Source organism: Cryobacterium sp. TMT1-66-1 (assembly GCF_004403435.1).
In the GTDB taxonomy this organism is placed as follows: domain Bacteria; phylum Actinomycetota; class Actinomycetes; order Actinomycetales; family Microbacteriaceae; genus Cryobacterium; species Cryobacterium flavum.
On record NZ_SOGP01000006.1, the window covers coordinates 324,883 to 338,618 of the forward strand.

Genomic DNA, 13,736 nt, shown 5'->3' on the forward strand with positions numbered 1-13,736 from the left:
TCCGGGTCGATGAGCACGATCAGGTCGAATTCGAGCCCCTTAGCCAGTTCCGGCGATTTCGCCGGTGCCGACCACGACGCCGAGTCAGATATCGAGGCCGTAGCGTTGGCCGAAGGTCTCGTACCACTCGCAGGCCAGGGCTCGCTGACCGTGGGCGCGCTGACCGTGGGCGCGCTGACCGTGGGCGCGCTCTAAACGGATGCCTGACCGGCGTCGGTTCGTGGCAAGCTTGACTCTCGTGCAGGCGCCCTGTCTGCGGCACGAAGGAGTGCACCATGGACATGCGACTTGAACTGGTTCCATTACCATCGACGGACGTCGACCGCAGCAAGGCCTTTTATGGGGCCGTCTGATAAATAAGACTGACTCTACTTATTTGGCCTGGTGAATTGAATCCAAGTTTCGGCATGTCCACAACGTCGCGCACGACCGAACCGATGATTCGATGGGTGGTCGCGGGCCTCCTGATCATTGCCGTCAACGTCGGGCTTCTTGGATCTCGCACGGGCCAGTGCACGGACTACACCGCCGAGTCGGGGGCGGTGAGCGCCTGTAGGAGCGAACCATTCCTGGGAGTCCCCGGGGCGTGGGCAATCGGGATCATCAGTCTCGCCGCTCTGTCCTACCTCGTCTATCGACTGGTGCGGCGCCCAGTTTCGCGTTGACGGCGTGACGGCCGATCACCAGCGCAACCCTAGACACTCGCCAGCTGCCGGGCGATTTCATCCAGAAGAAGGTTCTCTTCCTCTCGAGTGAGGCCTGATCTGCGCTCCCGGTCGAGTCCGCGTTTTCGTTCGTCAGCTAGAACGTCCTCGAGGATCTCGTGCAGGTTTCGCTCGGTTCCTCCAGCGGCAACGAATCGGTCTCGGCTGCGTTGTGCAAATGCAAAGTCACTTCGGGGAAGCCACAACGGCAGCGAACGACGTCCGGCCCAATAGTTGACGTTGTGTTCGATCAGCCATTCATCATCGACCGAAATGAGATTGCCCGTATGGCCAGCCACTTGGGCGGCCGCCAGCAGAACCGTGGAGAGATCGCGTTCGCTGCCAACAGCGTTGTAAATTCCGGTGAGGCCTCGATGTCCAGCACCGATCAGCCACGCGGCCAGGTCACGAACATCGATGAATTGCACGGAACGATCTCGAACCTCCGGCAGGAGAACGGCTTCGTGCGACGCCAGGGCCAGTCGCGCGACCCAGTAACTGAACCGGTCGCTCGTGTCGCCCGGCCCAACGATAAGTCCCGGCCTCACGATGAGCAGGTGGTCGCCAACTGCTTCAGTGGTGACGCGCTCAGCGGCGACTTTGGCCTGCGCGTAGTCATCAAAGTCGACTGCCTCGACGACAACGGCTTCTTCATCGGCTCCCGCTTCAGCGTTACTGGCGTACACGGAGACGGAGGAGACCAGCGTCCAGTGCTGCGCGCAATCGGCCAGAGCCTCGAGAGCCCCCGTGACTAGGTCAGCCTCGTAGGCGAGCTCGATAATTTCGTCCCAGGCGATGCCTGCGACCAGGACGTAAGCATCCGGTGTTCGCCGGTCGGATCGAATAAACGTCACGCCACTGGGGACAGCTCCTGACTCGCCTCGTGCAAGGCACGTCACGTCGTCGCCGTTCGCCACCAACTGTTCGGCGATCTCGCGACCGAGCCAGCCCGTCCCGCCAAGAATAAGTGTGCGAGTCATGGCACCCAGTCAAGCGCAACATCCACTCAAAAGACGGTGGTTTCGCCCTGAGCGCAGAGGGTATCCACGACTGCCCGGCAAGTGATGACGAATTGATCTGTCCGCTCCTATCTGGCGAGGATCGCGACGGAGGCGCTACTTTTCCCAGGCGGGTTTCTCGGCGGGACTGGCAGCGCGGTTTTGGCCGCCGGGCCGCCAGGTTTGAGTGGGGTCGAACAGGAGGGGTCCGCGTAGCCAGGGGCGGCCGTCTCTCATGTCGATGTCCCAGCCGGATGTTTCGATGCTCGCGTGCGCCGGGTTGCAGAGGAGAACGGCGTTGTCGATGTCGGTAAGGCCACCGGCACGCCAGGGGACGACGTGGTGAACCTGTGCCAGGTGTGGGGGCACGGTGCAGCCGGGGATGACACAGCCGCCATCGCGGGCCGCCAACGCTCGGCGCTGCTGGGCGGTAAAGAACCGGTTACTGTTGCCGAGGTGCAAGACCTGACCTTTGTGGCCGAACAATACGGGCTGATAGCCGCCGGCACAGATGAGCTCATCGACTAATTTCACAGTGAGGGGGCCGTCGATGCCGTCGATCCAGCCAGCACCCCGGCCGGCGAGGAGGTCGTTGATGTTGATGTGAACGAGCACCGTCGGTGCCGCCCCGCCCATGGTTGGGGTGCTCGGCTGCCGGGCGGCGGCTTCGAACACCGCGCGGAGGATTCCGGCCTGCTTCTCACTGATGGAGCGGGCGTCGGCCGGTTCCTGCGGGCACGGGCTGAGCGTGGCGGGCCGGTCGGAGCCGTGAAGGTCGCCGTTCTCGCCCCGCGCCGACTCGTCGTAGTCGTCGTTCCGGCCGTTCTGCACGGTCGCGCTGCCCTGCTCAGCCTGCTCAGCCTGCTCGCCCTGCTCGCCCTGCTCGCCCTGCTCGGCGAAGGCTCCACTTTCGGTGAGGCCTGCGTCGCTGTCAAGGTCGATGGTGTTGCTGTCATTTGTGTCGCTGTCGCTTGACGCGCTGCCACTAGTGGCGACGTCACTCGCGGTGTCGTCGGCGCAGGGGTCCGTCTCACGGAACGCGACTTTCGCACGGGGCGCAGCCCCGGGAACCGGGTTCGCCGCCGCGCTGGAGAGGTAGGCGTCGAAAACTGTGCTGATAATGGCGCGGTCGAGAGTGGTCAGCCAGCCGCTCAGGCTGTAGCCGCCGTTCGCCAGCCCACCAAAGGCCAACCAGCTGCGCCGTTCCGTCGCGGCCTCGCCCGGCGCCGACCCGTCGGGCGCCAGGCGCGCCTGCCACGCAATACCCTGCAGTCGCAGCGACTCCGGCGCAAACGCGATGCCGGCGCCCGGCAGGCCCTCGGTCTCGGGGGTGATCGCACCGGACCCGCTCGCCACCAGGGAACGCTCCACTCGGTCAAGGTCATCCACCAACACGGAGGGGCGCAGTTCGTCGAGAACCTTCACGATCACCCGGGCCTGCTCCACACCGAGTTTCCCACCCTGCAATGCCTCCCCGACCACGGGGTAGGTCGGCGCGAGAGGGCGACCGAGCAGCATCCGCTCACCGGCATTCTTACCCAGCGACGCACGCTGCCGCACCTCACCGCGCGACAACCGCGCCAAGGTAGAGACCAGCACGAGGCCGCTTCGGCAGCCGAGACGACGAGCCAGCGACACCGCTCCCGCGGCCCCCAGCTCGGTCTGATCGGCCGTCACCTCCGCCGCAGTCGCGGCAACGGACGTATCAAGATATTCGGAGCGGCGCAGCACATCCGTCGTCGAGAGCACCCGGGCACCATCAACAACCCGGCCCACACTCTCCAGGGCGAGCAACATGCTCAGCGATTCTTCATCGCCCAGCGACCCGAACGACACCCCGCCCAACGCCGCCAACAACGCATCCCGCGCCTGCTCGACCGCCACAATGACGGTGTTCGAACTGGCCTCGCTGGGGTTTTCCATGAACATGGGCGCCCTTGCCTCCTTCACACCGATTCTACCTCGAATCGAACACAAAAGCGAGAGATACTCAGCAGTATTTTCGGGAATGAAATTGACCGACTCATCCAATTTCGTCTATGTCACCGCCACTTCCACAAGACAGGGACTATCACTCTCACTACCGCAGCGTTTCGGCGCGAAACCTGCGACCTCGAAGCAATGAGCGATTTTTCGTCATGAATGCGCGTCAGCCGAGGCGGCGGGCAGCTCGGGCTGCAGACTCGTGCGCGGCGGCCAGTTCCCGGTGCTGCTTGGCGACCTCGTCGGCGGGGGCACCGAATCGTTCGCTGAGTGTGCGCGTGGCGACAATCGTCTCGACCGTCATGCCCAGGGCCTTGGCCAGAATGAGCGTCAGCGCAGGAAGCGCGTGGTCGTCGAACTCCGTGGACGTTCCGGCGTCGTAGACGCCACCGCGGGTCGACACGAGCACGGCAGGGCGACCGGCCAGCGGTTGCTGACGGGCGGGATCGTCGAACGGGGCCGTCACCGCCGGCAGGTGGATGTAGTCGATCCACGCCTTCAACGTCGACGGCATCGAGTAGTTGTAGAGCGGAACACCGATCAGCAGCACGTCGGCCGCGAGAAGTTCCGCGATGAGCAGCCGCTGCAGCGCTTCCTGCTCGGCGCTGGGGTTCGCACCCTCGGGGCGGAGGTGGGGCGGAAAGTGCAGCGCGGCGTCCGTCAGGTGCGGCAGCGGCTCACGGTGCAGGTCGCGGTGAACGACGGTGTGGTCGCCGCCGAGACTGCGCCAGGTGTCCGCGAAAGTCGCGGTGATCGCTCGCGAACGCGAGGTCACGAGGTCTGCGGACGAGTCGAGGTGCAACAGTGTGGGCATTCCCACAGCCTAGGTGCAGCGAGCACAACCACTCGTGTCGTGCCTTTAGGTTCTCTCACGTTCGCCGAGGTGTGAGTTTCAGCGCGATTGGAACGTTACAAGGACCCGAAACTCACACCTCGGCGACGGTGGCGGGCGGGTGCGGGCGGATGCCGCAGCCCGACTACTCGTCGTGCTCGCCGTACCGCGGCGCGGCCAGGCTGAGCGTCTCGCCGCGGAAGAAGGCCGGCCGCACCCGCGACTGCGCGATCATAATCACCACGCCGATCAACAGGATGGCCATACCGAGCACGAAGACGAGACCGAGCCCAAAGATTTCGGAGCCGCTGCCGTAGTTCGGGTCCATGCTGTCGACCAGGGTCGTGCAGAACAGCACCGCCAGAATAATGCCGCCGATCAGGGGAAACACGAGGGTAAAGAAGGCGTTGCGCACGGTGGCGAACCACTGGCGGCGAAAGTACCAGACGCAGGCGAACGCGGTCAGGCCGTAGTAGAAGCAGATCATCATGCCGAGTGTGGTGATGGTGTCCCAGAGCACATCTTCGCTGACGAAACGCATGATCGTGTAGAACCCGGCAGCGACGATCGCTGACGCGATGGTGGCATACCCGGGGGTGAAGAATCGTGGGCTGACCTTGGCGTAGGCCGGCGGCAACGCGCCGTAGTGACCCATCGCGAGCAGGGTGCGGGCCGGCGAAACGAACGTGGACTGCAGCGAGGCAGCAGAGCTCGAGAGCACAGCGATCGACATGAGAATAGCGAACGGGCCGAGCGCTGGGCCGGCTAGGGCGAAGAACACGTTGCCTTGGATCGCCGGGTTGCCGAGGCCAACGCCCACCCCGCCAACACCGGCGAAAGAGATGGCTGCGATGGCGACGAACAGGTAGAGCACCATGACGATGATCACGGTGAGGGTCGCGGCCCGGCCGGGGGTCGAGCGGGAGCCCTTGGTCTCTTCCGACATGGTCAGGGTGACATCCCAGCCCCAGAAGATGAAGATCGACAGGCTCAGTCCGGCCGCGAAGGCGGAGAACGAGGTGACGGCGAAGGGGTTGAACCACGACAGCGACACCGGTGTGGGGTCGAAGGCCGTTCCGCTGACAATGTGCACGAAGGCCATGATGCCGAAGCCGACCAGCACGATCAGCTGGAACCCGACCAGCCAGTACTGCACCTTCTGGGTGGTCTGCATGTCCCGATAGCTGATCCAGGTGGCGGCGAAAATGAAAACCAGACAGGTGCCCACGTTGATCCACGGGTTGCCGGCGAGGCCCGCGATCTCGGCGCTGTTGCCGAAGATCTGCGAGAGCATCAGGTAGAAGAAGTCGACCGCGATGCCGGCGAGGTTACTCAGCACCACGACTGTGGCGGCGATGAGCCCCCAGCCGGACATCCAGCCGATCCACGGGCCGAAGGCCCTGGTCGCCCAGGTGAAGCTCGTACCGCTGTCCGGCATCGCCTTGTTCAGTTCCCGGTAGCCGAGGGCGACCAGGAGCATGGGGATGAACCCGGCCACGAAGATCGCCGGCAGCTGTAATCCCACCTCCGCGACCGTGGGGCCGAGGGCTCCCGTGAGCGTGTAGGCCGGGGCGATGCACGAGATGCCGATGACGACAGCCCCGACCAGCCCGACCGAGCCGGCGCTCAGCCCCTTCTTGGAGATTCCCCCGGTCGTTTTCTCAACGGCTTCGCTGGCGTTGATTTCTAGTGTCATGTTTCGGTTACTTCCCCACCGTCTCGGTGAAATCTCGCGGCACCACGATGAGCGGCACCGGCAATTCGCGCAACATTTTGGCCGCGATCGAACCCAGAAAGAGTCGATGCGGTTGCGCCAGCCGGCTGGAGCCGACGATGCAGACCTCGGCCGGGTCCCAGTGCAGGCCGCGCACGGCATGCTCGATGCTGCCGCCGGAAGCGACGCTGGCGGTGACCTCGAGCCCGTCCATCAGGTGTTCGGTGGCGTAGTCGAGCACGGCCTGGGCGTGGTCGGCGGCGAGCTGGATGGTCTGGGCGTCGGCGCCGGGGCGGTCGATCGCGACGAGGGAGACCAGCCGTAGCGGAGCATCCACTGTACGGGCCAAACGGATGCCGGCCGTCAGCAGTCCGTCGGCGCCGGGTTTGGTCCCGACCGCGCAGGTGACTCGGCCGATCGGTTCGTCGGTGCCCATCACGCGGCTGCCTTCCGGAGCCAGCGCAACGGGAACGTGGGAGGAGTGCAGCAGACCGCCCGCGACACTGCCGATGGCGAAGCGCCCCAGCAGGCCGTGGGTGGCCGCGCCGACCACGATCAGGTTGGCCTGCAGCCGTTCGGCCGCTTTGAGCAGCCCCCGCGTGAAGGAGTCGGCGTGTTCGAGGTGGGTGTGCACGGAAATACCCTCGGGCACGAGAGTCAGCGCTTCGGCCAGCCAGACCTCGGCCGTTTCGAGCAGCAGCCGGTCGTAGCCGGGATCGGTGGGGGTGAGCGTCGCACGCTCTCCCGCATTGAGCACGAGCACGATGTCGAGTTCGGCGCCCGGCGCGCGGGCGAGGCGCACGCCGAGGGCGAGGGCATCCGCTCCCGCCGGGGTGGCGGTATAGCCGACCAGAAACCTCACACGGTGGCCAAGACACGCTGGGCGATAATCGCCGCAGCGGATTCCTGGCCGACCCGAATGGCACCGTCGACGTGCTGGTAGCCCTTGCCGGCCATATCGCTGCAGGAGAACGAGATCGGGCCGACGGGGCTGCGCAGTTCGGCGCCATACCTGGCCAGTCCACCCATGTCGAAGCTCGCAGCGTAGGCGCCACGGGTCCATTCCTCGGAACCCCAGTCGCTCTCGTAATAGACGACCGGGTGCAGGGCCTGCTCACCGTAGTAGTGCGACAGGGATTCCAGGATGCGCGTCTTGCGCTCGTCTGCGGTGAGCGCGAAGACGGCATCCGCTTCTTCATCGGAGACGAAGCCCACCAGGGTACCGCGCGGGTCCTCGAAGTTGGTGTTGTCGTAGGCCTCGTGCACGAGCTCGTACGGGCTGAACGCGGTGCCGGAGAGGTCGTCGGCGCGCCAGAACGGAGTCTCGTAGACGGCGTGCACCTTGATCACGAAGCCCATGGAGAGGTGCTGGTGCAGCTGCTGCTGGCGGCGCGGCAAGGGTGGTTCGAAGCTGATGCGGCTGATCAGGGGCGGCGGAACGGCCACGATGGCATGCCGAGCGGTCACCGTCATGCCGTCGGCTATGACGGTGACGCCGCTGTCGTTCCAGGCCAGGCTGCGCACCGGTGAATCAAGGAACACGTCAGCGCCGAGTTTCTCGGCGAGAAGTAGCGGCACCTGCTGCAGTCCGCCGACGACGCGCTCGTCGAGAATGAAATCGGCGTCGACGAGGTTGCTGAAGGAACCAGCGCTGGCCGCCATGAGCAGGGCCTGCAATGCCGAGAAGGCGTGCGCGGGCTTGGTGAGCATGGCTCCGGCAATGAACATGCCGATGTTGTCGCGGGCTTCCTGGTCGTCGGTCTGGGTCTCGAGCCAGCGACTGAAAGACACCTCGTCGAGTTCTTTGGCGAGCGGATGCTCCCACGGGCTGTCCGGGTTGATCTCGGCCACGAGGGCGTCGAGCTTCTCAATCAAACCGACGATCTGGGCTTCGGTGCCGGCCGGGACCGGAAAGATATCGCCGTCGAACCGGCTCACCACGCCGGCAGCATTGATGTAGACGTTGCGGCCGGCCCGGTAACGCGGGTAGGTCGCGAGACCCAGCTCGGCCAGGGTCTCTTTGAGGGCATGCTGGTCGGGCGAGACCCACTGGCCGCCGATCTCGAGCATGGCGCCCTCGATCTGGTCGGTCCACAGGCGCCCGCCGACGCGGTCGCGGGCTTCCAGCACGGCCACGCTGAGGCCGGCTTTCTGCAGTGCGGTGGCGGCGGTGAGACCGGATGCCCCGGCGCCGATAATAACGACGTCACGATCAATCGTGGTCATGGTTGCTCCTGTGTTGAGTGGGGTTAAGACGCGGGAATGAGGGTGTACTTGGTCGAGAGGTATTCGTTGATGCCTTCCAGGCCACCCTCACGACCGAGCCCGGACTGCTTGACGCCGCCGAACGGTGCCGCGGCGTTGGAAACCAGGCCGGTATTCAGGCCCATCATTCCGGTGTCGATACTGTCGATCATACGGTGTGAACGTGCGATATCGGTGGTGAAAACGTATCCTATCAGACCATATTCGGTGTCATTCGCCAGTTTAATGGCCTCTTCGTCTGTTTCGAAGGTTGTAATGCCGGCCACTGGGCCGAAGATCTCTTCCCGCACCATGCGGCTGTCAGCGGGAACACCGGTCAACACTGTGGGGGCATAGAACGAGCCGGTTCCGTCGGGGCGGGTGCCTCCGGTGAGCAGCGTGGCGCCGCGCGCGAGGGCATCCTGCACGAGGGCGTCAACGTTTTCGACGGCCGTCTCCGTCACGAGCGGTCCAAAGTTCACCGCGGGGTCGATCCCGGGGCCCTGCACGAGGGCGTTCACCCGCTCGGTGAGTCGGCGGCCGAATTCTTCGGCGATCGACGCGTGCACGATGAACCGGTTGGCCGCCGTGCAGGCCTGGCCGGTGTTGCGAAACTTCGCGAGCATCGCGCCGCTGACGGCCTTCTCGAGGTCTGCGTCGGCGAATACGATAAAGGGGGCGTTGCCGCCGAGTTCCATCGAGGTACGCAGCACGTTCTGGGCCGCCTGAGCGATCAAGGCTCGACCCACCGCGGTCGACCCGGTGAAGCTCAGCTTGCGCAGCCGGGGGTCGGCGATGATCGGGGCCGAGACGGCCTGCGACTCGGTGGTCGTTATGACGTTCACGACACCGGCCGGCACGCCGGCATCCGTCAGCAGCTGCACGAACAGCAGGGTGGTCAGGGGGGTCAGTTCGGCCGGCTTGACCACAACGGTGCAGCCAGCGGCGAGCGCCGGGGCAGTCTTGCGGGTGGCCATGGCGAGCGGAAAGTTCCACGGTGTGATCAGGTAGCACGGGCCCACCGGCCGGTGAGTGACGACCATCGTTCCGGTGCCCTCCGGGTTGGCACTGTACCGACCGTTGATGCGCACGGCCTCTTCGCTGAACCAGCGCAGAAACTCGCCGCCGTAGGTCACTTCGCCGTTGGCTTCGGCGATGGGTTTGCCCATCTCGAGTGTCATGAGCGTGGCGAAATCGCCCCGACGCTCCTGGAGTAGATCGAAGGCGCGGCGCAGAATCTCGGCGCGTACTCGGGCCGGAGTTGCTGCCCAGGAGTCCGCGGCCGCGACGGCCGCGTCGAGGGCGCGGGCGCCATCAGCGACGGATGCGTTCTGGATGGTTTTCAGCACCAGACCGGTGGCGGGGTCGGTCACCACGATCGGCTCCCCGGTGCCGTTCACCCACTGACCGTTGATGTAGAGCTGGTCGGGTACGCGGGCCAGGAGTGCGACCTGACCGCTGGAGCGCACGGCGCCTTCGATCACGGTGCTCATACTGCGGCCGAATCGGCAGCGAGGGCCTCGGCCAAAACCTGCAGGCCCTCGAGTAGCAGGGAGTCGGGAATGCTGAGCGGCGGCAGAAAGCGGATGACGTTGCCGTACGTTCCGCAGCCGAGCAGGATGACGCCCTGCTCGTGGGAGGCGGCGATGACGCGGCCGGTCAGGGCTGCATCCGGCTCCCCGGTGGCGGGATCGACCAGCTCGATGGCCATCATGGCGCCGCGTCCGCGCACCTCGGCGATGCGCGGATCGGCTGCGGCGAGCGCGCCGAGGCGGTCGCCCATGATCGCGCCGATGGCGGCGGCGCGTTCGACCAGGTGCTCGGCCTCGTAGGTGTCGATGGTGGCGAGCGCGGCAGCACAGGCGAGCGGGTTACCCCCATAGGTTCCGCCGAGGCCGCCGGCCTGGGGTGAATCCATGATGTCGGCGCGCCCGGTGACGGCCGACAGCGGCAGGCCGCCGGCGATGCCCTTGGCGGTGCAGATCATGTCGGGCACAATGCCCTCGTACTCGCAGGCGAACATAGCGCCGGTGCGGGCGAAGCCGGTCTGGATCTCGTCGGCGATGAAGACGACCTCGTTGGCGCGGCACCAGGCCAGCAGCGTCGCCAAAAAGCCGGGTGCGGGAACGATGAAGCCGCCCTCGCCCTGAATGGGTTCGATGATGATCGCGGCGAGGTTGCTCGCGCCGACCTGCTTCTCGATCTGCGATATGGCACGGTTCGCCGCCACGACGCCACCGAGACCGCCGTCACGCAGCGGGTACGACATGGGTGCCCGGTACACCTCGGGTGCGAAGGGACCGAAGCCGTTCTTGTAGGGCTGGTTCTTGGCGGTCAGGCCCATGGTGAGGTTGGTGCGGCCGTGGTAGGCGTGGTCGAAGGCCACGATGGCCTGTTTGCCGGTGAAGTGCCGCGCAATCTTCACGGCGTTCTCCACCGCTTCGGCGCCGGAGTTGAACAGCACGCTGCGCTTGACGTGGTCACCGGGGGTGAGACGGTTCAGGGCCTCGGCCACCTCGATGTAGGAGTCATAGGGAGCAACGGTGAAACAGGTGTGGGTGAACTGGGCCAGCTGGGCGGCGACGGCCTCGACCACCCGCGGGGCGCTGTTGCCGACACCGGTGACGGCGATGCCCGACCCGAGGTCGATCAGAGAGTTGCCATCCACGTCGACCAGAACGCCTCCGCCAGCGGCCACAACATACACGGGGAGCGAGATACCCACTCCGGCAGAGACCGCCTGGGCCTTGCGTTCGCTCAAGCGGCGCGATTTCGGCCCGGGGATGCTCGTGACCAGTCTGCGTTCCTGGGCCAGCGTGGGGCCACCGAGCGGCGTGCTGGTGAGGCGAGGAGTGTCTACGAGTGTCATGAGTGTTTCCGATCGATGCGACGGGCGGTACCGCGGCCACGGTGCCAATGCGGCAATGCTAGGCACAACCCGGCGACAGCACTATCTCTTGGCTGTATAGTTCCGGCGCAATTTCCCGCCACGCTGTATAGTCAGCCCATGCTCCCCACCCTGCGCCTGCTCCTCGCTGATCCGAACCTGGGACTCACCCTGCTCGAGCACGCTGATGCGAGCGCGGCCGACCCGATCACGCGGGCGGCACGGCTCGACCGCACGGTTGAATGGGTACACAGCTCCGATCTGATCGACCCGACCCCGTTCCTCTCCGCCGACCACGTGCTGCTCACGACCGGCACCCAGTTCGGCAGTGATCCGGCAGCGGATGCCGACTACCGCCCCTACGTGCAGCGCCTGCACGAGCGGGGTATCACGGCGCTCGGCTTCGGCACCGACGTCGTTCGGGACGGCACGCCCGACGGACTCATCGCCGCGTGCCGAACGCTCGGGCTGCCGTTGTTCGAGGTTCCCTATCGCACCCCGTTCATCGCCGTCGCCCGGGCGGCCGGCGACCTCGTGGCCGAGGACCGGTATGCCCGCGCCACCTGGGCGCTCAAGGCCCAGCGCGCGATCGCGCTCGCCGCCCTGCGTCCGGACGGCCTGAGTGCGACGCTCGCTGAGCTGTCCGCCCAGCTCGGCCATTGGGTGGCCCTGTTCGATGCGAGCGGAACCCTGGATCGGGTGTTTCCCCGCGCCACGTTCGCCGCGGCCCCCACAGCCCTCGCCACTGTGCAGCAGGAAGCCCGGCGACTGCTCGCCCGCGGTCAGCGGTCCAGCAGCACTGTTGACGCTGGCGGTGAAACCCTTACCCTGCAGACCCTCGGCGGCCACGACCACCTGCGCGGTGTACTCGCCCTCGGCGGCGCACTCGCCCTGGACCAGGCCAGCACTGAGGTGGTGACGAGCGTGATTGCCCTGGCCGGTCTCGCCCTCGAGCAGAACAATGCCCTGGATCGTGCCCAGGGGCTGCTGCGCTCCGGCCTGCTGAACACCCTGCTCGCCGGGGACCAGACCCTGGTCGACCAGATCTCCAGACAAATGTGGGGCGCGCTCCCTGACCCACCGGTGCTCGTCGCCGTCGTGGATGTGCCGGCCGTTCGCCGGGATGCGATCACCGAGTACCTGGAACTACGCGTCGACGATTCCCCCGGGCAGCTCTTCTTCGCCCGCCAAGACGACACCGTGGTGCTGTGTCTCGACCGCGCGGCCAACGGCATCCTCTTAAATCTGTGCGCACTGTTCGAACTGCACGCAGGCCTGTCGGAGCCGACGGGCTACCGCCAGCTACCTCGCGCCCTCGATCAGGCCCATCAGGCGCTGGCCCGGGCACGGGAGAGCGCACCGGGCGTGACCGATTTCAGTATCGTCGCCCGGCAGGGCGTGCTGGCCCTGCTGGCCAGAACGGATGCCCGCGAGGTCGGCCTCGCCACCCTCGCGCCGGTGATGGCGCACGATCGGGCACACGGCAGCGAGCTGCTGGCTACCGTGCGGGCGTGGCTCGTGTGCAACGGACACTTCGGTGAGGCCGCCGCGCAGCTCGGGGTACACCGCCACACGGTGCGCACCCGCGTTCAACAGGCTGAGCAGCTGCTCGCCCGCGACCTGGGGTCGTTTCCGGCTCGAGCGGATGTCTGGGCGGCCCTGCTCGCCACCGACGCTGCCGTTGTGGAGCCGGTCAGGCCGTGAGCGTCCACGGCTTGCGCCGCACCAGAACATGGCCGCGACTCGTGCTGAGGCGGGTCCACAGGCCCGACTCGAACAGCTGCACGGGTTCGTCATCGGAGAGAAAGCCCAGGCTGAACGCCGCGAAACCGGCCCCGGTCGGTACGAATTCGAGCCCGTCAACCTGACGGCCCCACACTTCGGAGCGCACGCGTTCCACGATCAGCTCGCCGGTGCCTTCCGGCACGGCGGCGGCAACCTCGTCGATGCCCTCCCGAGCGGCGGCTTCGAGGTGCGACGCCGGAGTCTGGCCGTGTGGTTCCCAGCCGCCCTTCGGCGGGGAGATGCCGGCCCAGGTCACGGTGTTCACCTCGAGCGGGACGGACACGATAACCGGGAGGCTCAGGTCGCGCGCGGTGGACTCCAGGCGTTTGAGGCGTTCCAGCAGCGACCGCACCGGCACGACCTTGTCGAGGTCGACCGGCTCGGTCAGGGCGAAGGTGCGCAGGCCGAGCACGGTCGGGCTCGCGTCGAGCAGACCGCGCGGATAGAAAATGGCGGTGTACACCGCCAGAACGCCGTCGGACGCCATGAGGCGCACGGAACCGTCGAGAACGCGGCCGGAGCGTGAGAGAAACACGATCAGATCGCTGAGGGACTGGGAATCGGTAAGAGTGAATGACTGGCTCATCAT

At 66.2% G+C, this 13,736-nt stretch carries 11 protein-coding genes; 2 read left to right on the top strand and 9 right to left on the bottom strand.

Annotated features, from left to right (window positions below):
• The first annotated feature begins 9 nt into the window (after positions 1 to 9).
• Complete coding sequence (locus E3T29_RS03975; protein WP_134344134.1) at positions 10 to 195, top strand: hypothetical protein; 186 nt, start codon at positions 10 to 12, stop codon at positions 193 to 195.
• 499 nt (positions 196 to 694) lie between these two features.
• Here the strand turns inward: E3T29_RS03975 and E3T29_RS03985 are convergent, their stop codons facing one another.
• From E3T29_RS03985 to gabT, 8 genes are all read right to left on the bottom strand, one after another.
• Positions 695 to 1,684 (bottom strand): NAD-dependent epimerase/dehydratase family protein, encoded by a 990-nt coding sequence (locus E3T29_RS03985; protein ID WP_134344135.1) that lies wholly within the window; start codon positions 1,682 to 1,684, stop codon positions 695 to 697.
• Positions 1,685 to 1,819: 135 nt separating this feature from the next.
• Complete coding sequence (locus E3T29_RS03990; RefSeq protein ID WP_134344136.1) at positions 1,820 to 3,631, bottom strand: HNH endonuclease signature motif containing protein; 1,812 nt, start codon at positions 3,629 to 3,631, stop codon at positions 1,820 to 1,822.
• 220 nt (positions 3,632 to 3,851) lie between these two features.
• Complete coding sequence (locus E3T29_RS03995) at positions 3,852 to 4,499, bottom strand: FMN-dependent NADH-azoreductase (protein WP_134344137.1); 648 nt, start codon at positions 4,497 to 4,499, stop codon at positions 3,852 to 3,854.
• Between the two features lie 163 nt (positions 4,500 to 4,662).
• Entirely contained in the window at positions 4,663 to 6,213 is a 1,551-nt protein-coding gene (locus tag E3T29_RS04000) for an APC family permease (RefSeq protein WP_134344138.1), read from the bottom strand.
• Between the two features lie 7 nt (positions 6,214 to 6,220).
• The gene (locus E3T29_RS04005; RefSeq protein WP_134344139.1) at positions 6,221 to 7,093 is read right to left on the bottom strand and encodes a universal stress protein; all 873 of its coding nucleotides are present in this window, start codon (positions 7,091 to 7,093) and stop codon (positions 6,221 to 6,223) included.
• Positions 7,090 to 8,457, bottom strand: coding sequence for an NAD(P)/FAD-dependent oxidoreductase (locus tag E3T29_RS04010; protein ID WP_134344140.1), 1,368 nt, complete (start codon positions 8,455 to 8,457; stop codon positions 7,090 to 7,092). Before E3T29_RS04010 ends, E3T29_RS04005 begins: the two co-directional genes overlap by 4 nt.
• Before the next feature lie 23 nt (positions 8,458 to 8,480).
• Positions 8,481 to 9,968 carry an NAD-dependent succinate-semialdehyde dehydrogenase gene (locus E3T29_RS04015; RefSeq protein ID WP_134344141.1) on the bottom strand — a complete coding sequence of 496 codons (1,488 nt, stop codon included), beginning with the start codon at positions 9,966 to 9,968 and terminating at the stop codon, positions 8,481 to 8,483.
• On the bottom strand, positions 9,965 to 11,344 hold the full coding sequence (gabT, locus tag E3T29_RS04020) for a 4-aminobutyrate--2-oxoglutarate transaminase (RefSeq protein WP_134344142.1): 1,380 nt from the start codon (positions 11,342 to 11,344) through the stop codon (positions 9,965 to 9,967). Before gabT ends, E3T29_RS04015 begins: the two co-directional genes overlap by 4 nt.
• A 138-nt stretch (positions 11,345 to 11,482) precedes the next feature.
• On the opposite strand from gabT, the gene E3T29_RS04025 reads away from it, so the two are divergent.
• Positions 11,483 to 13,066, top strand: coding sequence for a PucR family transcriptional regulator (locus E3T29_RS04025; protein ID WP_134344143.1), 1,584 nt, complete (start codon positions 11,483 to 11,485; stop codon positions 13,064 to 13,066).
• Here E3T29_RS04025 and E3T29_RS04030 read toward each other — a convergent pair.
• Positions 13,056 to 13,733, bottom strand: coding sequence for a hypothetical protein (locus E3T29_RS04030; protein WP_134344144.1), 678 nt, complete (start codon positions 13,731 to 13,733; stop codon positions 13,056 to 13,058). The genes E3T29_RS04025 and E3T29_RS04030 overlap by 11 nt on opposite strands.
• Positions 13,734 to 13,736: the final 3 nt, after the last annotated feature.

What these genes read in the sequence shown, in the direction of transcription:
- E3T29_RS04030 (WP_134344144.1), bottom strand. Translation starts at nt 13,733, where the DNA reads ATGAGCCAGTCATTCACTCTTACCGATTCCCAGTCCCTCAGCGATCTG.
- E3T29_RS04015 (WP_134344141.1), bottom strand. Translation starts at nt 9,968, where the DNA reads ATGAGCACCGTGATCGAAGGCGCCGTGCGCTCCAGCGGTCAGGTCGCA.
- E3T29_RS03985 (WP_134344135.1), bottom strand. Translation starts at nt 1,684, where the DNA reads ATGACTCGCACACTTATTCTTGGCGGGACGGGCTGGCTCGGTCGCGAG.
- E3T29_RS04025 (WP_134344143.1), top strand. Translation starts at nt 11,483, where the DNA reads ATGCTCCCCACCCTGCGCCTGCTCCTCGCTGATCCGAACCTGGGACTC.
- gabT (WP_134344142.1), bottom strand. Translation starts at nt 11,344, where the DNA reads ATGACACTCGTAGACACTCCTCGCCTCACCAGCACGCCGCTCGGTGGC.
- E3T29_RS04010 (WP_134344140.1), bottom strand. Translation starts at nt 8,457, where the DNA reads ATGACCACGATTGATCGTGACGTCGTTATTATCGGCGCCGGGGCATCC.
- E3T29_RS03975 (WP_134344134.1), top strand. Translation starts at nt 10, where the DNA reads ATGAGCACGATCAGGTCGAATTCGAGCCCCTTAGCCAGTTCCGGCGAT.
- E3T29_RS04000 (WP_134344138.1), bottom strand. Translation starts at nt 6,213, where the DNA reads ATGACACTAGAAATCAACGCCAGCGAAGCCGTTGAGAAAACGACCGGG.
- E3T29_RS03995 (WP_134344137.1), bottom strand. Translation starts at nt 4,499, where the DNA reads ATGCCCACACTGTTGCACCTCGACTCGTCCGCAGACCTCGTGACCTCG.
- E3T29_RS03990 (WP_134344136.1), bottom strand. Translation starts at nt 3,631, where the DNA reads ATGTTCATGGAAAACCCCAGCGAGGCCAGTTCGAACACCGTCATTGTG.